The 19,192-nt window shown below is 63.4% G+C and carries 18 protein-coding genes and 1 pseudogene; 5 read left to right on the forward strand and 14 right to left on the reverse strand.

From position 1 onward, the window contains the following. Positions 1-79: 79 nt before the first annotated feature. The 4 genes from uraD to M1D43_RS22880 form a co-directional block, all read right to left on the reverse strand. Positions 80-583 carry a 2-oxo-4-hydroxy-4-carboxy-5-ureidoimidazoline decarboxylase gene (gene uraD, locus M1D43_RS22865; RefSeq protein ID WP_010976000.1) on the reverse strand — a complete coding sequence of 168 codons (504 nt, stop codon included), beginning with the start codon at positions 581-583 and terminating at the stop codon, positions 80-82. Beyond that, a complete protein-coding gene (gene puuE / locus M1D43_RS22870; RefSeq protein ID WP_014527055.1) occupies positions 583-1,512 on the reverse strand; it encodes an allantoinase PuuE in 930 nt (309 codons plus the stop codon). The genes uraD and puuE overlap by 1 nt, the downstream gene beginning before the upstream one ends. Positions 1,513-1,590: 78 nt before the next feature. Then, a complete protein-coding gene (locus tag M1D43_RS22875) occupies positions 1,591-2,388 on the reverse strand; it encodes a DUF1045 domain-containing protein (RefSeq protein WP_122103549.1) in 798 nt (265 codons plus the stop codon). A gap of 151 nt (positions 2,389-2,539) precedes the next feature. Further along, positions 2,540-3,670 (reverse strand): NAD(P)/FAD-dependent oxidoreductase, encoded by a 1,131-nt coding sequence (locus M1D43_RS22880; protein ID WP_010976003.1) that lies wholly within the window; start codon positions 3,668-3,670, stop codon positions 2,540-2,542. A gap of 39 nt (positions 3,671-3,709) precedes the next feature. Here M1D43_RS22880 and mnmC2 point away from each other — a divergent pair, with 39 nt between their 5' ends. Continuing rightward, a complete protein-coding gene (gene mnmC2, locus M1D43_RS22885; protein ID WP_088201334.1) occupies positions 3,710-4,426 on the forward strand; it encodes a tRNA (5-methylaminomethyl-2-thiouridine)(34)-methyltransferase MnmC2 in 717 nt (238 codons plus the stop codon). Between the two features lie 20 nt (positions 4,427-4,446). Here mnmC2 and M1D43_RS22890 read toward each other — a convergent pair whose 3' ends face one another. Further along, on the reverse strand, positions 4,447-4,899 hold the full coding sequence (locus M1D43_RS22890) for a host attachment protein (RefSeq protein WP_003535926.1): 453 nt from the start codon (positions 4,897-4,899) through the stop codon (positions 4,447-4,449). 598 nt (positions 4,900-5,497) lie between these two features. On the opposite strand from M1D43_RS22890, the gene M1D43_RS22895 reads away from it, so the two are divergent. After that, positions 5,498-7,012: a DEAD/DEAH box helicase gene (locus M1D43_RS22895; protein WP_017271947.1), complete on the forward strand. Its 1,515-nt coding sequence runs from the start codon at positions 5,498-5,500 to the stop codon at positions 7,010-7,012. 257 nt (positions 7,013-7,269) lie between these two features. Here M1D43_RS22895 and M1D43_RS22900 read toward each other — a convergent pair whose 3' ends face one another. The 5 genes and pseudogenes from M1D43_RS22900 to M1D43_RS22920 form a co-directional block, all read right to left on the reverse strand. Next, positions 7,270-7,725: a DUF411 domain-containing protein gene (locus M1D43_RS22900; protein WP_013850498.1), complete on the reverse strand. Its 456-nt coding sequence runs from the start codon at positions 7,723-7,725 to the stop codon at positions 7,270-7,272. After that, a pseudogene (locus tag M1D43_RS22905) lies at positions 7,722-8,096 on the reverse strand (efflux RND transporter permease subunit); the annotation flags it as partial. The pseudogene M1D43_RS22905 and the gene M1D43_RS22900, both read right to left, overlap by 4 nt. Positions 8,097-8,410: 314 nt before the next feature. Further along, positions 8,411-8,812, reverse strand: a complete 402-nt coding sequence (locus M1D43_RS22910) for a FixH family protein (protein WP_017269512.1) — start codon at positions 8,810-8,812, stop codon at positions 8,411-8,413. A 108-nt stretch (positions 8,813-8,920) separates the two neighbouring features. Next, positions 8,921-9,373, reverse strand: a complete 453-nt coding sequence (locus tag M1D43_RS22915; protein ID WP_014527050.1) for a hypothetical protein — start codon at positions 9,371-9,373, stop codon at positions 8,921-8,923. 30 nt (positions 9,374-9,403) lie between these two features. Beyond that, positions 9,404-10,324 carry a DMT family transporter gene (locus M1D43_RS22920; RefSeq protein WP_014527049.1) on the reverse strand — a complete coding sequence of 307 codons (921 nt, stop codon included), beginning with the start codon at positions 10,322-10,324 and terminating at the stop codon, positions 9,404-9,406. A 388-nt stretch (positions 10,325-10,712) separates the two neighbouring features. On the opposite strand from M1D43_RS22920, the gene M1D43_RS22925 reads away from it, so the two are divergent. From M1D43_RS22925 to M1D43_RS22935, 3 genes are read left to right on the forward strand one after another with little or no spacing between them, the layout of a single operon-like run. Continuing rightward, a complete protein-coding gene (locus M1D43_RS22925) occupies positions 10,713-12,107 on the forward strand; it encodes a circularly permuted type 2 ATP-grasp protein (protein WP_164828657.1) in 1,395 nt (464 codons plus the stop codon). Between the two features lie 4 nt (positions 12,108-12,111). Further along, entirely contained in the window at positions 12,112-13,053 is a 942-nt protein-coding gene (locus tag M1D43_RS22930; protein ID WP_013850493.1) for an alpha-E domain-containing protein, read from the forward strand. Between the two features lie 16 nt (positions 13,054-13,069). Beyond that, the gene (locus tag M1D43_RS22935) at positions 13,070-13,888 is read left to right on the forward strand and encodes a transglutaminase family protein (RefSeq protein ID WP_017266686.1); all 819 of its coding nucleotides are present in this window, start codon (positions 13,070-13,072) and stop codon (positions 13,886-13,888) included. Between the two features lie 95 nt (positions 13,889-13,983). Here the strand turns inward: M1D43_RS22935 and M1D43_RS22940 are convergent, their stop codons facing one another. The 4 genes from M1D43_RS22940 to araD1 all read right to left on the reverse strand — a co-directional run bounded on the left by M1D43_RS22940 (position 13,984) and on the right by araD1 (position 19,175). Next, positions 13,984-14,688, reverse strand: coding sequence for a hypothetical protein (locus tag M1D43_RS22940; protein WP_027989621.1), 705 nt, complete (start codon positions 14,686-14,688; stop codon positions 13,984-13,986). 183 nt (positions 14,689-14,871) lie between these two features. Beyond that, a complete protein-coding gene (gene araD / locus M1D43_RS22945; RefSeq protein ID WP_127603394.1) occupies positions 14,872-16,611 on the reverse strand; it encodes an L-arabinonate dehydratase in 1,740 nt (579 codons plus the stop codon). Between the two features lie 58 nt (positions 16,612-16,669). Next, positions 16,670-18,103 carry an aldehyde dehydrogenase family protein gene (locus M1D43_RS22950; protein WP_010976014.1) on the reverse strand — a complete coding sequence of 478 codons (1,434 nt, stop codon included), beginning with the start codon at positions 18,101-18,103 and terminating at the stop codon, positions 16,670-16,672. A gap of 76 nt (positions 18,104-18,179) precedes the next feature. Continuing rightward, positions 18,180-19,175, reverse strand: coding sequence for an AraD1 family protein (gene araD1 / locus M1D43_RS22955; protein WP_122103552.1), 996 nt, complete (start codon positions 19,173-19,175; stop codon positions 18,180-18,182). Positions 19,176-19,192 lie beyond the last annotated feature (17 nt).

Genomic DNA, 19,192 nt, shown 5'->3' on the forward strand with positions numbered 1-19,192 from the left:
TCTCTGCGCGTTGGCACGCGAAGGCCCGGACGCGAAACGTGGCGTCTCGGCCGCACAGACGGACAGATCAGGAATGGTGTCAGGCATTGTCGTCTCCCGGAAGCATGGATCGGAGCCGCAGGCGGGCGATCCGCTCCACCTCGGCACAGGCCGTTTCAAATTCCTCTTCCTTGGAATTGTCAATGCGCCTCTCGAAAGCGGCGAGGATGTCTTCCTTCGTCAGCCCCTTCACCGCGATGATGAAGGGAAAGCCGAATTTCTTGGTGTAGGTCGTGTTCAGCCCGGTGAAGCGCGAATGCTCTTCGGGGGAGAGCCGGTCGAGACCGGCAGACGCCTGCTCGGCTTTCGAATCGGCCGTGAGCTCGCCCGCCACCGCCAGCTTGCCTGCAAGATCAGGATGAGCCCGCAATACCCGAAGCCGTTCGGCCGGGGAAGCCGCGCGGAACGCGTTGCAGAGCGCCGAATGGACGTTGCCAGCGGTCAATCCGGAAGAAGCCGCGCGATCATAGGCGCGTTCCGCGACCCAGGGCGAGTGCTCGAAGATGCCGCCGAAGCGCCGGATGAAATCATCGCGCTCCGACATCAGCGGGTACCGTTGGGCTTGTGGTGTTCGTACCAGTGGCGCGCGATGTCGATGCGGTGCGGCACCCAGACCTTGTCGTGGGACATCACATAGTCGATGAACCGCGCAAGCGCCGCGGCGCGACCGGGCCGCCCGACCAGACGGCAGTGCAGGCCGATATTCATCATCTTCGGGCTGCCTTCCCTGCCCTCCGCATAGAGCACGTCGAACGTGTCCTTGAGATAGGTGAAGAACTGGTCGCCGGAATTGAAGCCCTGATTGGTCGCAAAGCGCATGTCGTTGGCGTCGAGCGTATAGGGAATGATAAGATGCGGATTGCTGGGCGTCGGTCCGGGGACCCAATAGGGAAGCTCGTCCGCGTAGGAATCGCAGGAATAGAGGAAACCGCCCTCCTCCAACACGAGCTTGAGCGTATTTGCCGAGGGCTTGCCCTGGTAGATGCCGAGCGGGCGCTCGCCGGTCAGTTCGGTGTGCAGCCGCACGACCTCGCGGATGTGCTGGCGCTCGATATCTTCCGGAACGTCCTTGTATTCGAGCCAGCGCAGGCCGTGGCTGGCGATCTCCCAACCGGCCTCCTTCATGGCGGCGACGGCTTCCGGATTGCGTGCCATGGCGAGCGTCACGCCATAGACCGTCAGCGTCACGCCCCGGCTCGTGAACATCCGCCACAACCGCCAGAAGCCGGCGCGGGCGCCATACTCGTAGATCGACTCCATATTGAGGTTGCGCTGTCCAGCCCATGGCTGAGCGCCGACGATCTCCGACAGCAGACACTCGGACGCTGGATCGCCGTCGAGAATGCAGCTTTCGCCGCCCTCCTCATAGTTCAGCACGAACTGCACGGCGATATTGGCGTCGCCCGGCCAACGCACCTCAGGCGGCCTGCGCCCGTAGCCGACGAGGTCGCGCGGATAGGAATTCTCGGACATGATTTCACCCTTCGACTTTTCCGGAACGGTAGCATCCCGCACCGGATTGTCGAGATGAGAAAAATGGCGATTCCGAGGTTACGGCCTGCCGGGGAGCGAGGCGGTCACCGCGACCGGCGGCGTGGCAAGAGTGTCCGTGCCGGGGCGCTGCCCGACCGAAAGTCCTGCCTTGGCCCGCGGGCGCGCGGAAATCTTTCCAAGCGGATGCTGCGAATGCACGCGCATCGGCGCTCCGGGCTCGTGCTCGATGAACAGGGCGAGGCTGCCGATCAGGAGCGGCTCGGTCAGCAGCGGTTCGAACAATCCGCGCAAGGGGGCCTCAACCCGCCGCCCCACATCGACGTTCACAGGGCCGGTCAGCGGCATGTGGAAACGATATTCGTCCATCACATGGGGATCGCCCCAGCGATGCAGGTTGGTGAATTGCGGAGCCGTGAGCCTGTCCGGGTCCGCCCGTTCGATATCGTCCTCACTCAGCGGAGCGCGAAAGCGGTCGAGCGCCTGCAGGACTCGGGCGGCGAGCAGATGCATCGACTGGCTGGGCACCTCTGGCATCAGCCCCCAGCACTGGCTGAGGCGCGCAACCTCCAGCCGCTCGATCTGGAACGGCGTCTCCCCGCTCGTGAAAAGCATCATGGCCTTGAGCAATTGCGCTTCGTCCATATCCGGCCTCAGGCGGAAGGGCGCCATGATCATTGCATGAAAGCCGAAGCGGCGTGGAACGGCCGTGTAAAAGGCCATCTCCGAAACGGCAAGGCCGGCAATCGACGGCAGTTCCACGGCCTCCCCGGAATAGACGCTGCGGCCGAGCCAGCTGGCAGCTGCCGCAGAAAGCGGGTCTCCCATCGGCGGGGTGAAACAGATCGCATAGCGCATGGCGCAAGCTCCGGAAGTCCGTGAAAGCGGAATAAGGAAACGTGCGCTCCGCCCGCATCCCGTTCGAGATCCAATGGCGGCGTGTTAAGTGATTTGCGTGACAGATTGACGAATTACGCAGGCCATAACGGGGTCGTGAAGCCAGCCTCGCCTATCGCAATGCCGCGATATGGTGCGCACATTGGAAAGTTTGGGGGAGCGCGCTGGCTGGACGGCCGGCAATCTCGTCGACCGCGGATCGCGCCAGAGCATGCGCCAGTCCAAAGCTCACCTTGAATCCGCCCGTCAACACGAAGACCCTTTCGTGATCGGGGTGACGGCCGACCATGGGTTCGCGCCCCGTAGATCTGGGGCGCAGGCCCGCCCAGCGCTCGACCACCGGGGCGCCGCGCAAAGCGGGCGCAAGAGCCGTTGCGCGGGCAAGCAGGGCATCGAGCTGGCCATCGGTGGAATAGGGTTCCTCGAACCGGTTCTCGCTCGTGCTGCCGACCGCCACCTGGCCGCTTTCATGCGGGACGACATAGAGCCCGTCGGCAAAGATGATGGGCAAAGCGGGATCGATATCGGCGCGAAGCAGCGCCGCCTGGCCTTTGACCGCACCGCCGCTCGGTGCCCGCAGCGGCTCGGTCAAACCGTCGATGAAGGAGAAGCTTTCGACGCCCGCGGCGAGGATCAGGCGATCGCAGGTCAAATCGCGCCCGTCCGCGAGTGAAATCCGGCCGCGCGCCGGATCGAGCGAGACGACTTCCGCCCCTTCCTCGAGCCGGACATGCGGAAATTGCTCCAATGCGGCCCGCAGCATCTCAAGCAGGCTGCGCGGCGCCAGCCGGGCGGCCAGCGTGTCATGGACGACACCGAAGGGCGCCGCATCGGCGGCCGGCCAACCGCCTGCATCGGCGTCGCGGACATGCCAATGGAACCGGCGTGCCGGAGTATGCCAATTCTGCGCCGCATCCTGCTCGCGACCAAGGGCGATCTCCCGCAGATGCGGCTTGCCAAGGGGCATGACACGGCCGCAGCGACGATAGCCTGCCGAGAGGCCGGTGGCTGTTTCAAGGGCGGCGATCTCGCCTTCGAGCGACACCAGGGCATCGAACTGGAACTGCTTCTTGTCGTTCCAGCGGTCGGGCATATGCGGCATGAGCGCGCCGAGGAGACCGCCGCTCGCGCCGGAACCGATCAGTCTGCGCTCGAGAAGCCGCGTCGTGAGGCCGGCGCGGGCAGCCATCACGGCGGCCCAGAGCCCCATGACGCCGCCGCCCACGATCAAAACTTCGCACATCGATTGACCTTCCCGGGCCGGAGAATTATCGGGTTCACCATGACAGGAACCGATCCCGGCCAGAGCCCTTCATCCTCGCGGCAAAACCTCGAATGGCACGAGGGCGATATGCCCTATTCGAAGGAATTTGGCGATCACTTTTATTGCCGCACCGACGGACGGCTCGAATGCGGCCACGTCTTTCTTGCCGGCAACCGGCTGCCGGAACGCTGGGAAGCGGGCGGCACATTCACGATCGGCGAACTCGGCTTCGGCACGGGGCTCAATTTCTGCGAAACCTGGCGCCAATGGAAACAGTCGCCGGCGGCGGGGAGCCTCCATTTCGTTTCCTTCGAGCGCTTTCCCATGCAAGCCGGCGAGATCGACCGGGCGCTGGCGCATTGGCCGGAAATCGACGAGGAGCGGCAGGCGCTCGTTGCCAATTGGCCCACGAACCCGGCCGGCCAGGTAGACATCGCCTTTACCGGGCAGGTACGGCTCACCGTCGTGATCGGCGCGGCGCTCGACGGCGTTTCAGCGTCCCGTCCGGACTTCGACGCCTGGTATCTCGACGGTTTCGCCCCCTCGCGCAATCCCGACATGTGGTCGGAAGAACTGATGCGGCTGGTGTTCGACAGGACCGTCTCAGGCGGCAGCTTCGCGACCTATGCGGCAGCCGGCTTCGTCCGCCGCAACCTGGCGGCCGCGGGCTTCACCGTCGAGCGCCGCCCCGGCTTTGCCGGCAAGCGTGAGATGCTGCGCGGCGACAAATCCTGATTTCCCGGATCCGGGTGGGCTTATCCCGGAAAGACCACGGACTTGACCGTCGCGATCAACTGATCGGTGGGGACGGCGACGCAATTGCGGTCGATTTCGGCAAGTGTCTTTTCCTTGACCTGGTGCGAGAGCAGCTTCCTCAGGTCGCCGAGCGTCCTGGGCGCCGCGCAGATCACGAGGTTCTCGAAGGCATGGTCGTGGGCATAGTGGTCGAGCTTCCCGGCGATCTCCATGGCGAAGCGATGCTGCTCCTCCCGTACGGGGTCGCTGCTATACTCCATCGCCGAGCGGCCGTGACCGACCGACGAATGGCTGCGTCCGGGCCTGTCGGCCATGATGTCCTGACGACGCTTGGTCTCGATTTGGAATGTCTCCTCCTCCGGCTGCTGCCTGCCATCCTTCAGCAGGTTGACGTCCTTCACGATGCGCGCCGTGTTTCCATCGGCTGTCAGTATCCAGATTCGGTTCCGCACTATTGTCTCCCCGTGTCGATGGCAGATAGGTTGGCGAGGCTCACGGACAGAACGGCTGAGGCCGCGTCAGGTTCCTTGCCGCCGAATATCTGCGCATTCCGTGTCGCCGTGGCCTGCTCGCATCACGAGCCCGTCAGCAGCCGGCAATCGGCGAGGCCAAGCGGCCAGATTGTACGCTCAGGCCCTTCTTCTGCAAGGGGAACATACATGACGCGCTGCTTCTTTGCCGGCTATCGCCGCGGAACTCGGCGCGTGGTCATGCCCTTTGGCGGGGACGATGTTTTGCGCCTGCCGGCGTGATAGACGGCGCTGCCTTCGCAGCTGCGAAAAGATGCGGCTTGACTTTCCGGCGCAAAACAACGATCTAAGGCCTGCGTCACCTTCCGGCCGCCGCGTGAGCGCGCCCTCGGCATCACTTCGAAGCCGTGAAGAAGGAAAAGCGCGAAACATCGCCGCCCTCCGCGGCAGCACAGGCGCCTGACGATTTTCTATTAACCCACAAGTTCCCAATTCACGCGGGGTTCTTGACGCCAGATGACACCGGAACCGCATCCTGCCGTTCCGGCGAGAGCGTTTGGCGCCCCGAAAGGTATATGCATTGTCCACTTTCAAAGAGCTTGGCCTCTCCGAGCACATCGTGGCGACACTCTCCGCCAATGGTTTCGAAAAGCCGACGCCCATCCAGGCTCAAGCCATTCCGCTGGTCCTGAAAGACCATGACCTCATCGGTCTTGCGCAGACGGGCACCGGCAAGACCGCTGCGTTCGGCCTGCCGATGATCGAAAAGCTCGTAGCCGATGGCAGACGTCCCGATCCGCGCAACATTCGCGCTCTCGTGCTCGCACCTACCCGTGAACTGGTGAACCAGATCGCGGCCAACCTGAAGCTTTTCGTAAAGAAGAGCCCGCTCAAGATCGGCCTCGTCGTCGGTGGCGTTTCGATCAACAAGCAGACCGAACAGCTCGCCCGTGGCGTCGACATTCTCGTCGCGACCCCCGGCCGCCTGCTCGACCTTGTTTCTCGCAAGGCGGTGACGCTGACACAGGCTCGCTACCTCGTTCTCGACGAGGCTGACCAGATGCTCGATCTCGGCTTCATCCACGACCTGCGCAAGATTTCCAAGCTGGTGCCGAAGAATCGTCAGACGCTGCTCTTCTCCGCAACCATGCCGAAGCTGATTGCCGAGCTTGCCGGCGAATATCTGACCGATCCGGTCAAGGTCGAAGTCTCGCCTCCGGGTAAGGCCGCCGACAAGGTCGAACAATATGTGCATTTCGTCCCCGGCAAGGACCTGAAGACGACGATCCTGAAGCAGACGCTGACTGCCAATCCCGATGGGCTGTCGCTGATTTTCAGCCGCACCAAGCATGGCGCCGAGAAGCTGATGAAGCATCTCGACCATGTCGGCTTCAAGGCCGCCTCGATCCATGGCAACAAGAGCCAGGGCCAGCGGGAGCGCGCGCTGAAGGCATTCCGCGACGGTGAGATCCGCGTGCTCGTGGCGACGGATGTGGCCGCTCGCGGGATCGACATTCCAGGCGTCACCCACGTCTACAACTACGACCTGCCGGAAGTGCCCGACGCCTATGTGCACCGTATCGGCCGCACGGCCCGTAACGGCCGCGACGGCATCGCGATCGCATTCTGTGCGCCGGACGAAATCCGCCTGCTGCGGGACATCGAAAAGCTGATGGGCATCCAGATCGCCGTCGCCAGCGGCGAAGCGCCCGCCGACCAGGCGCGCCCCTCCAAGGGACGTGGCGGTCGCGGCAACGGACAGCCTCGTGGTAACGGCCAGTCTCGCGGCAATGGCGCAGGGCAGCGCCAGGGCGGACCCCGCCGCGATCGGCCGCAGCGCCAGGCGGCAGCCGGCGGATTCGCCGGCGATGAACTGCTGCGCGACGAGCGCTCGCACGAGCGCCGCGACCAGCGTGCTGCCGGGCATGGACCGGCGGACGGACGGCCGGAAGGCCACCGCAATCACAAGGCGCAGAAGCACCATGGGCGGCCCGGACCGCAGCAGGCCGGCCGCCGTGGGAGCGAACAGTCAGGCGAACGCAACGGCGGCGGCAATCGACCGCAGCGTGCCGACGGTCGCGGCCATCAGCGCTAGATCACGATGCTTTTAGGTCGGGTCGACCTAAAAACATGAACGTGATCGGTTCCAAGAAGTTGAGACGCGGGATGCGGGCGGAAAACCGCACACACTTTTCCTCATCCCGCTCTAGAGCACTTCGAGGATAAGTGCGCAGCGTCAAAGACTTAGAGCGTTTGGTGTTTCATGCGCTGAACGCCCTTAGGCGCAATGACGTCGTGGAACGGCGGGTAGATGCCCGCCGTTTCGACACTGCCCTGCGTCACCTGCGCCAGTTAGCCTTTGGGTCTGACGGACTGATAGATCGCGCTGGTGCCGTCTCTCTTCACCGCGAACACGTCATAGGATGCGCGAGGGTCGTCCCCCATGCCCAACGATCCGACGGGCATGCCCGGGACCGCGATGCCGGCAATGTCCGGGCGCTCGGCGAGGAGCCTTTCCACGGCATCCAGCGGTACATGGCCTTCCACGTAATAGCCGCCGACGACAGCCGTATGGCAGCCTTGCATCTCATCCGGTATCGCATAGCGCTGCTTTACCGCAGACAGATCGTCGACGTCCTTTATGCCTACCGCAAAGCCGGCTCCCTTCATCGCCTCGGCCCATGCATGGCAGCAACCGCAATTTGGGTCCTTGTAGACGACCATTTCCCGGCCGGCCGCAAAGGCAGGCCCGATCGTCCAAGCCGACGCGGCCGCGGCCGCGGAAAACAGAAACTCTCTTCTTCTCATGGTTGCTCTCCTTTGAACATTGGTTGTGCGGCATTGAATTGACTGACTTTCTTCGGTGCACTCGACGAGGACAGCCGCCAGCCCTTCACCAAGCCGTAAACGGCCGGAATGACCACCAGGGTGAGGATCGTCGAGGATACCATTCCGCCGATCATCGGGACGGCGATCCGTTGCATGACCTCCGACCCGGACCCGGTGCTCCAAAGGATCGGCACAAGCCCCGCCATGATGGCGACGACGGTCATCATCTTCGGCCGGACCCGCTCGACCGCCCCCACCATGATGGCCTCCTGCAGATCGGAATGCGTCAGGGAACGCCCCTCGGCCGCGCAAGCCGCGCGCCGCTCCCGCAATAGCTGATCCAGATAGATCGAGGATTTTTCGCTCGCTGCCGGCGCCGGACCCTCCGCAACCGCCTCCAGCGGTTCGAAAGAGACATCCTCGCTTTGCCTGACCGCGACGAACGGGCGCCCGTCTGCCGTTTGCTTCGGCGCCGCCGAACATTCCGGCACCCCGTCCGGGTGCCGGTAGTAGATGATCTTGCCCGCCGGCTTTGCCGCAGGCGGCGTGGGTTCTCGTGCAGTTGCCCAAGGAAGAACTGTTGGGTAAGGCCGCCTGTCGGCTACGTAGCCTCCTCCGCCTGCCAGGACGAGGGAGCCGACCAGAACCAGGAATTTGAGCGTCTTCACGGGATCGCCTTCAGAAGGAGTTCACCCCGAACGGTTTCGGCCTCCCTTTGGAGCTTGGCCGCCAGTTTGAAGCGCCAGCCATCTTCCATGCCGAGATCGGTCCTGAACCGGTAAACTCCGGGCTCTGTCGAAGGCATCGCTTCGACGGCGGTCGTCATCGCCTCCATACCTTCCGGCGCCATGTCGAGCCGGGTCGCAAAAATGATCGCGCCGGAAACCGGCACTTTCGTCCTCTCGTCGATGAGACGGACGGCGACGATCGCTTCCGGTCCCTCGGCAATCTCGGGCTCGACGAGCTCGAACCGGTAGTCCGTAGCGGCGGCGTAGGCGTTCGTGAAGAAAAGCGCCAGGGCAAGGCAGGCGAGGCCTGCTCTCGGCATAAGACGGATCGCAGTCATGTGAACTCTCACCCGACGGGCCTGTCGGCCGCGTCCTTGGAAAACGTCGATGGTCGGACGCCCCACCTCTGTCGGGCGGAGCAGTTCCGTCGATTCGAAGAGTGAGATTCAGGCTTTGGGAGGCCGCGCCGGGGGGTCGATGGTGGCCGACGAAAGTTCGCTGTCCTGCAGGAGGGCGTGCGACGCGTCGCGCGCCTCGCGGTAGACGCTCCAGCCTTCCGCCCGGTCCGCGTGTGCAAGGATGCTGCCGGCGCAGACCAGCCCTAGGGGGCATGCGCTTCCGCAGTCGTTCTTTAGGGGCGGTTGCCGCGGGCAGCAGGACATGTCCTCGGAGACATCCGTGCTTGCCATGGCCGCCATTTGCATGTCCGACGAGGCCATCGCGCTCGTGGCCGCGCCGACACTCACGGGGCCGATCACGACCGCGAGCAAGACGAGCAGACACAGGAAGCGCCGGAGCGCGACGACGACGAACATGCGCGTAAGCTGGCACAGGTCGGCGTCCAATGGAAGCCGGTCACGGAAAGTTGCGACCGACGACACCGGACGGTGCGCGTTCAATTCTGCGAGTGCACCTCGCCATAGAGCTCGTCAAACCGCCGGCATTTCCTTTGCAGGCTCGCTCGCCGCTGTCCCCCCCGCGGCCTTTCGGTTGGTGAGATAGACCCCTGTCACGGCAATTACGGTGCCGATGATCATCGGCCAGGTCAGCGCTTCTCCGAAGAACAGCGCCGCCTCGCCGGCGGCAAGCGGCGGCACCAGATAGATGAGCGATGCCGCGCGCGATACCTGCCCGCGGCGAATGAGATAGAGCAGGAGCGCGATCGCTCCCATCGAGAGGCCCAGGACCGACCAGGCGAGCGCCGCGACAAGTTCGATATTCCAGGTGACCCGCAGGTCCTCGAGCATGAGCGCCAGGGGGATGGTGACGAGGAGCGCTCCCACATATTGCAGCGCTGCAATCGACCGGATGTCGCCAGTCTGCAAATAACGTTTCTGATAGAGCGTCCCGTAGGTGACGGCGGCCATGCCGAGAACGTTGACGGCCAGCGGCAGCAGGTGGATCGGCGTTGCGGCCGCGTCGATCGCCAGCATTTTCGGCGCAACCGCAAGCGCGATGCCGCAAAAGCCGAGGATAAGACCCAACTTCTGCTGACCCGCCAGCTTCTCGCCGATCAGCCAAGGCGCGACCGCAGCCGTCATCAGGGGCTGCAAGCCGGCAATGATGCCGGAGATCGCCGCGGGCACACCTTGCCCGATCGCCCACCATACGGCACCGAGATAGAGGCCGTGGAGGAAGATGCCGGACACGACGGCATGGCCGATCGCCGTGGCGGAGCGCGGCCACCGCGCACCGCTCAGGAGACAGAAGCCGATGAAGAGCAGAATGGCGAAGCTGTAGCGCAGCGCCAGGAAGGTCAGCGGATCGGCGAAGATGGCCGCATATTTTGCAACGACCCAGCCTGTCGACCAGAGCAGCACGAAGATGGCCGGGGCCAGGCGGGCGAGCATGAAATCTTTCCTGAGCGAATGGATTCACGACGATCCGCGCAGGATCGCCGCTGCCGCGATAGAGCGGCGATAGCGCCCCGTCAAAGGAATTTTTCTGATGGATAGCATCAGCGAATAGGAACCGCCGCTCCACAACCTGCTGAACGCGTCTCCTCGAATCCTAAGGGCCTAAAATCCGGGCATCAGCCCGTTTTTTCTGCGCAGCGGAAGCCCAGGCTGCGCGTGCCGCGGCCCCGGTTCTCACCCGGAACGCCGAATACGGCCGCATCCGGCCGCGCCGCCACCCGCCAAATTTCTTCGACGGCAAATGTGCACGCTTCTTGCATTGCACTCTGCGTTGTATTCAAATGGTCGAAAATAAGGGGACCAGCCTTTGGCATTTGACGAAATGATCAATGCGGACAGCAGCCCGCGCCAGCCATATTCGACTTATCATCAATGGTATGCCAGTCAGGACAGAAACCGGCTCATCGCGAAATCGAAGGAAGCCGAAAAGATTTTTCGTAAGACGGGCATCACCTTCGCAGTCTACGGACACGCGGATTCCTCCGAAAAACTGATCCCCTTCGATCTCATACCCCGCATCATCTCCGGGCGCGAATGGCGCCGGCTCGCCCAAGGCATCGAACAGCGCGTCATCGCGCTCAACGCCTTTCTCGACGACATCTACCACAAGCAGGAAATCATCCGCGCCGGGCGCATCCCGCGCGAACTGGTCGAGAAGAACGACACCTTCCTGCCGCAGATGATCGGCTTCCGGCCGCCGGGCGGCGTCTACACCCACATCGCAGGTACCGACATCGTACGCACTGGCGAAGACCAGTACTATGTGCTGGAGGACAATGCCCGCACGCCGTCCGGCGTCAGCTACATGCTGGAAAACCGGGAAACGATGATGCAGATGTTTCCGGAGCTGTTCCACCAGAACCGCGTGCGGCCGGTAGAGAACTATCCCAATCTGCTTCGCCAGAGCCTTTCCTCGCTCGCTCCGGCCGGCTGCGAGGGCAGGCCGCGCGTTGCCGTCCTCACGCCCGGGATCTACAACTCGGCTTTCTACGAGCACGCATTCCTGGCGGATATGATGGGCGTCGAACTGGTGGAGGGCTCGGACCTGCGCGTCATCGACGGCAGGGTAAAGATGCGCACGACACGCGGGTACGAGGCGATAGACGTGCTTTACCGGCGCGTCGACGACGATTTCCTAGACCCCCTCACCTTCCGCCCGGATTCCGCCCTCGGGATACCGGGGATCATGGATGTCTATCGCGCCGGCAATATCACCATCGCCAATGCCCCCGGCACCGGCATTTCCGACGACAAGGCGATCTATTCCTACATGCCGGAAATTGTCGAATTCTATACCGGCCGCAAACCCCTCCTCGAGAACGTGCCCACCTGGCGCTGCTCGGAACCAGAGAGTCTCAAATACGTGCTCGAACATCTCGCCGAGCTCGTCGTCAAGGAGGTTCACGGCTCCGGCGGCTACGGCATGCTCGTCGGCCCGACCGCGACAAAAAAGGAATGTGCAGCCTTCGCCGAGAAGCTCAAATCCCGTCCCGGCAACTACATTGCCCAGCCGACATTGTCGCTCTCGACGGTGCCCATCATGGTCAACAAGGGCATTGCGCCGCGCCACGTCGATCTGCGTCCCTATGTGCTCGTCTCCGACAAGGTTCAGATCATTCCGGGCGGCCTGACCCGCGTGGCCCTGAAAGAAGGCTCCCTGGTGGTGAATTCCAGCCAGGGCGGCGGGACCAAGGATACCTGGGTGCTGGAGGACTGAGGCCATGCTGGGAAGAACTGCAAACGGCCTCTACTGGATGTTCCGCTATATCGAGCGCGCGGAGAACAGCGCCCGCCTCATCGATGCCGGATTGCGCATGTCGCTCACGCGCAGCGAAGCGGCCGAGGACGACTGGGACGGGGTGCTGCAAAGCGCGGACGTGCGCGAACTCTATGATCAGGTCCATGAAGGATTGACGAGCGGCGACGCGATCGACTTCCTTCTGCGTGACCGCACCAACCCGTCAAGCGTGATGTCGTGCATCGAGGCCGGCCGCAACAACGCCCGCATGGTCCGCACGGCGCTCACGCGCGAGACATGGGAAGCGATCAACGAATGCTGGATCGAAATGAAGGGAAGCCTCGCCAGGAGGGCGAAGACGACCGACATGCCGGAGATCATCGACACGATTAAGCGGCGGGCCGGGCTTATCCGGGGCGCCTTCCACGGCACGATGCTCAGGAACGAGATATTCAACTTCTCTCGCATCGGCACCTTCATCGAGAGAGCCGACAACACCGCCCGCATCCTCGACGTCAAATATTACGTGCTTCTGCCGGCAGTCTCCGCGGTCGGATCGTCCATGGACAACGTCCAATGGGAGTCGATCCTGCGCTCGGTCTCCGCACACCGCTCCTATGGCTGGGTCTACGATGCCGAACTCAGGCCCGCAAATATCGCCGACTTCCTGATCGCAAACGGCCGCATGCCGCGCTCGCTGGCCTATTGCTACGACAAGCTCGTCTCCAATCTCGGTTATCTCGCGCGCGAATACGGCGAGCGGCACGCGGCCCACGAGACCGCCGAGCAGACGCTCGGCTTGCTGCGCAGCCAGTCGATCGCGGAAATTATGGATCAGGGGCTACACCAATATCTCAAGGAGTTCATCAACCAGAACAATCGCCTCGGCCGGGAAATCTCCGATGGTTACCGGTTCTATCAATGAGCTTCAGGGGGCGTAGATGTATCTGAAAATCAGCCACACGACCGAGTATCATTACGACGAACCGGTACAATACGCATTGCAGCGCCTGCGCCTCACGCCGGTAAATCTGCCGGGCCAGACCGTCCGGAACTGGAAGACGCTCGTGGACGGCGCCGCCATAGAAGTGAGCTATGACGACCAGTTCGGCAACCGCACGCATCTCGTCAGCGTCGACGCCGATCGGACGACCCTTTGCATAGAGGCGAAAGGCGAAGTCGAAACGGAAGACCGGGCCGGCGTATTCGGCGCTCACCAGTCCTATGTGCCGCTGTGGCTCTACGCCCGTGAAACCCCGCTCACCAAGCCGGGCAAGCGGATCCGCGAGCTCGCGAAAGCCGCCGGAGGCGCCACCGAACTCGAGCGCATGCACGCGCTGATGACGATCATTCACGAGACCGTACGCTACGAACAGGGTGAGACCCAGGTCGGGACCTCCGCCGAGGAGGCACTGGAGCGCGGCAAGGGCGTATGTCAGGATCATGCCCATATCCTGATCTCTGCCGCGCGGACCCTTGGCCTGCCCGCACGCTACGTCTCTGGCTACCTCATGATGGAGGACCATCCGCAGCAGACCGCAAGCCACGCCTGGGCCGACGTGCACATTACCGGCCTTGGCTGGGTGGGATTCGATCCCGCCAACAAGGTCTGCCCGGACGACCGCTATGTCCGCATCGCCTCGGGGCTATGCTACCGCGATGCCGCGCCGGTGTCGGGACTGGTGCACGGCACAGGCACCGAGACTCTGAAGGTGGCCGTGACGGTCGAGCAACAAGGGCAGAGCCAAGCTCAGAATTGAAGCGGAACTGGCCCGCGGTGTTATCGAAGAGGGGTTGGATCATTTCACCGTTTCAATGAAACCGTGAAATGATCCAGGTAAGTCTTCCGCTCCACTCAGCGCGATGCATTGGACTGCAGGATACGGCAGAGTGCGACCAATCCCCGGTCATAGCCGCCATTGACGACATCGCGGCAGCGCTTCAGCACCGTGCGCCGCTCGTTGGGGGACATGGCGTTGAAAGCTGCGATTGGAGTTTGGCCGGGGTTGCCTATTCCGCCCGCGCCGCCACCGGCACCCGGTCCGCCACCGCCGCCGCCGTTGTCAGGTCCACCTCCGCCGCCGCCCGAGCTGCCACCGCCAATCCCGAGGCCAACGTCCAGTCCGACTCCGCTTCCGCCGCCGGCATTCGCACTCACATTGGCGTTGAGACCGCGGCTGCCGCCGAGCGAGACGTCCGCATCGGCGTCGATGCCGTTGCCGCCGCCGACATTTGCGCTGACAGTGCTATTGAGGCCGCGGCTGCCGCCCGCACTTGCATTGGCATTGGCGTTGACGCCGCGGCTGCCGCCGACGGATGCTGTGGCCGAAGTGTTGACCCCGCGCGATCCTCCGACGGACGCATCGACATCGGCGCTGACACCTCTGGATCCGCCCAGCGATGCGCCGACATTGGCATTGACGCCCCTCGAACCTCCGAGCGACACCCCGACGTTCAGGCCACCATTGCCTCCGACGCTTTGTGCAAAGCCGGGGGTACTGGGAATAAAGGTCAGACTCGTTATGAGACCGACAGAGAGAACGAAGGCTTTCTTCCGCATGTTCACTTCCTCTTGCGACGGGGATGCGATTGCCCGATTGAGGAAAATTCCCAACACGCGAACAAGTTTCACGAACTGGCGTAGAGCATACAACTTTTCAAGGCGGGGCAGTATGCGACTGCCCCGTCTGGTGATGACGTCGCGGAGAGATTCCGTACCCGACGGCTCCCCGGGTTCACGGCATCAGTGGCTGTCGCGCTCGACCACCGATCCGCGCGCGCCGACTAGGAAGTCCAGATCGGCGCCGGCGTCAGCCTGCATCACGGTCTTGATATAGAGGCCGCCATAACCGCCCGTGGGCGGTTTTACCGGCGATACCCAGGCCGCACGGCGTCGTGCAAGTTCCTCGTCGGAGACATGGAGATGCAGCGTGCGATTCGGGATGTCGACCTCGATCAGGTCGCCATTCTCGACGAGCGCCAGGGGTCCGCCTTCCGCGGCTTCCGGCGCGGTATGAAGGATGACGGTGCCGTAGGCCGTACCCGACATGCGAGCATCCGAAATACGGATCATGTCGGTGATGCCCTTCTTCAGGACCTTCGGCGGCAGGCCCATATTGCCGACCTCGGCCATGCCCGGATAGCCTTTGGGGCCGCAATATTTCAGTACCATGATGCAGGTCTCGTCTATGTCGAGATCCTCACGGTTGATGCGTGCGTGATAGTCCTCAATGCTTTCGAATACGACCGCACGGCCCTTGTGCTGCATAAGGTGCGGCGAAGCGGCCGAAGGTTTCAGAACAGCACCGCGCGGCGCCAGATTGCCGCGCAGGACGGCGATGCCGCCCGATTTCGTCAGCGCCTTTTCCCGCGGCAGGATTACGTCCTCGTTGTAGTTCACGACGCCCTTGACGTCGTTCCAGATCGTGTCGCCGCTGACGGTGATGGCGTCATTGTGCAGGAGGCCCATCTCCGCGACCGCCTTAATCACGACCGGCAGACCGCCGGCATAATAGAACTCCTCCATCAGATATTTGCCGGAAGGCTGGAGGTTGACGATGGTCGGCACATCGCGGCCGAGTCTGTCCCAATCGTCCAGCGAAAGATCGACGCCGACACGGCCCGCAAGCGCGAGCAGATGCAGGACCGCATTGGTCGAGCCGCCGACGGCGCCGTTAACGCGGATGGCGTTTTCGAAGGCCTCCTTGATCAGGATATCGGAGGGCTTCAAGTCCTCCTTGACCATCTCGACAATGCGACGGCCGGTAAGCTGCGAAATCACCCGGCGGCGCGCATCGACCGCGGGAATGGCCGCATTGCCCGAAAGCGTCATGCCTAGCGCTTCGGCCATCGACGCCATGGTCGAGGCCGTGCCCATGGTCATACAGCTTCCCGCGGAACGGGCCATGCCCTGCTCGGCGTCCATGAACTCCTCAAGCGACATCTCGCCGGACTTCACCATTTCGGAAAACTGCCAGATCGCCGTGCCGGACCCGACGTCCTTGCCGCGCCACTTTCCATTGAGCATGGGGCCGCCGGAGACGACGATCGCCGGAATGTCGACGCTTGCCGCACCCATCAACAGGCTGGGCGTAGTCTTGTCGCAGCCGCCGAGCAGGACGACGCCATCGACCGGATTGCCGCGGATCGATTCCTCGACATCCATCGCCGCCAGGTTGCGGAACATCATCGCCGTCGGGCGTAGCGTGCTCTCACCGGTCGAGAAGACCGGGAATTCCACCGGGAAGCCTCCCGCCTCGTAAACCCCGCGCTTCACGCGCTCAGCGAGGTCGCGCAGATGCGCATTGCACGGCGTGAGTTCCGACCAGGTGTTACAGATGCCGATGATCGGCCGCCCGTCGAAGGTGTCGGCGGGAAGCCCCTGGTTCTTCATCCAGGAGCGATGCATGATGGCATTCTTGCCAGTACCGCCGAACCACTCCTGCGAACGGAGCTTGCGCGGCCACTCAGCTTTCTTCTTCATTTCTTCCTTCCTTGCGCCCTGCGCGGGCTGGACACGCCGGCTTTACGCCCTGTTTTCTTCAGGCAAGCGTGTAGGCTGTCTTGACGTTGGTGTAGAACTCTGCGGCGTATTTGCCCTGCTCACGAGGGCCGTAAGAGGAAGCCTTGCGGCCGCCAAACGGCACGTGGAAATCGACGCCCGCCGTCGGCAGGTTGACCATCACCATGCCGGCCTCGGCATTGCGCTTGAAATGCGTCGCATGCTTCAGGCTGGTGGTGGCGATGCCCGAAGACAGGCCGAACGGTGTGTCGTTGGCGACGGCGAGCGCCTCGTCGTAATCCTTGACGCGGATGACGGCCGCGACCGGCCCGAAGATTTCCTCGCGCGAGATGCGCATCTCGTTGGTCGCCTCGGTGAACAGCGCCGGCTGCAGATAGAAGCCGGGCGTGTCGCGCGAGATCACCTCGCCGCCGAAGGCGAGCTTGGCGCCCTCCTGCTTGCCGATGGCGATATAGTCGGTGTCCTGGTTGAGCTGGCTCTGATCGACCACCGGACCGATATGGGTGCCGGGCTTCAGCGCGTCGTCGACGACGAGACCCTTGATCCGCTCGCCCATGGCGGCGACGAACCGGTCATGGATGCCCTCGGTGACGATGATCCGCGACGAGGCGGTGCAGCGCTGGCCGGTCGAGAAGAAAGCTGAGTTGACCGCGGCTTCGACGGCGACGGACAGATCGGCATCGTCGAGCACCACGAACGGGTTCTTGCCGCCCATCTCCAGCTGGTACTTGCGGTTATGTTCGACCGAGGCGACGGCGACCCGCTTTCCGGTCGCGGTCGAGCCGGTGAAGGTGATCGCCTGGACGTCCGGACTGTCGAGCATCGCCTGGCCGACGACCGAGCCCTTGCCCATGACGAGGTTCAACACGCCCTTCGGCAGACCCGCCCGGTGGAGGATGTCGACGATCGCCCACGAACAGCCCGGAACCAGCTCGGCCGGCTTGAAGACAATGGTGTTGCCGTAGCAAAGCGCCGGGGCGAGCTTCCAGGCAGGAATGGCGATCGGGAAATTCCAAGGCGTGATGATGCCGACGACGCCGGCCGGCTCGCGGGTGATCTCGACGCCGATCCCCGGCCGGACCGACGGGACGACCTCACCCGCAAGACGCAGGGTCTCGCCGGCGAAGAACTCGAAGATCTGGCCGGCGCGGACCGTCTCGCCGATACCCTCGGCGAGCGTCTTGCCCTCTTCGCGCGAGAGAAGGCGTCCGAGCTCGTCCTTGCGCGCCAGGATCTCGTCGGCGGTCTTCTTCAGGATCGCATGGCGCTCGAGAATGCCGGAGCGCGACCACGCGGGAAAGGCGGCCTTTGCCGCCGCGATCGCGGCTTTCGCGTCTTCGGCGCTCGCGCGTGCATATTCTCCGACGACATCATCGGTGTTCGACGGATTAATGTTCGCAACGCCGTCTCCGCCGACCCATTCGCCGGCGATCAGGTTCTGGTGAAGTGTCATGGGCTTCAGCCTCCTTGTCTTCTTGCCGCAAGCGGCCGTGGTGGTTCACGGCCTCGGGCGTGCCATTGGAGATATGTCAGAGCTGATGGACAGCGACCTCTTCCTCCGCCGCGATCGCCAGCGGATTGCGCAGGGGCAGGCCGAATTCCTTGGCTTCGATTTCGAATACGTCTCCCTCCTCCGTGCGGATGCCGTCACCGAAAGAGAGCGTCGCCGTGCCGAACATGTGGACGTGGATGTCTCCCGGTGCGCGGAAGAGTCCGTATTTGAAATGGTGATATTCGAGATTGGCGAAGCTGTGCGACATGTTCGCCTCACCGGAAAGGAAAGGCTTCTCCCACAGCACCTTGCCGCCCCGAAGGATGCGCGATGCCCCGCGAATATCCTCGGGAGCCGCGCCGATGCGGATTTCCGGCCCGAAGCTCGCCTGCCTGAGCTTCGAATGTGCGAGCCACAGATAATTGACCCGCTCGGTCTTGTGATCTGAGAACTCGTTGGCAACCGCAAAGCCGAGCCGGAAGGGGACGCCCTTGTCGGAGATCACATAGATGCCGGCCATTTCGGGCTCCTCGCCGCCTTCCTCGGCGAAGGACGGAGACACGAGCGGCTCGCCCGGGGCCACAGCCGTGGTGCCGTTGCCCTTGTAGAACCATTCCGGCTGCACGCCTTTCTCACCGGACTTCGGCTTACCGCCCTCGAGCCCCATGCGGAACATCTTCATAGAGTCGGTCAGCGTTTCCTCGGTCGCTTCCGTCGCCTTCTTGTGCATCGCGTCCCGCGTTGCAGCGGAGCCAAGATGCGTGAGCCCGGTCCCCGTCAGATGCAGGTGGGCGGGATCGGGATGCGTGATCGGCGAAAGCAGCCGCCCCTGGGAATAGGCTTCCTCGAGATCGATCGTTTCGCCAAAGCCCTTGGCGTCGACGACGTCCCTGAGGCTCCGGCCGCTATTGGCCGCTTCCATCGCCAGAGCATAGACGCTCTCCGCTCCCCTGACGGCACGCGCCGTCTCGCCCGGGGCACGCACGGCGACGATAACCGAACCGTCTTCTTTCCTGACCTGAGAAATCAGCACGTTCTGTCCTTCCTGAT

The organism is Ensifer sp. R1-3, assembly GCF_056739175.1.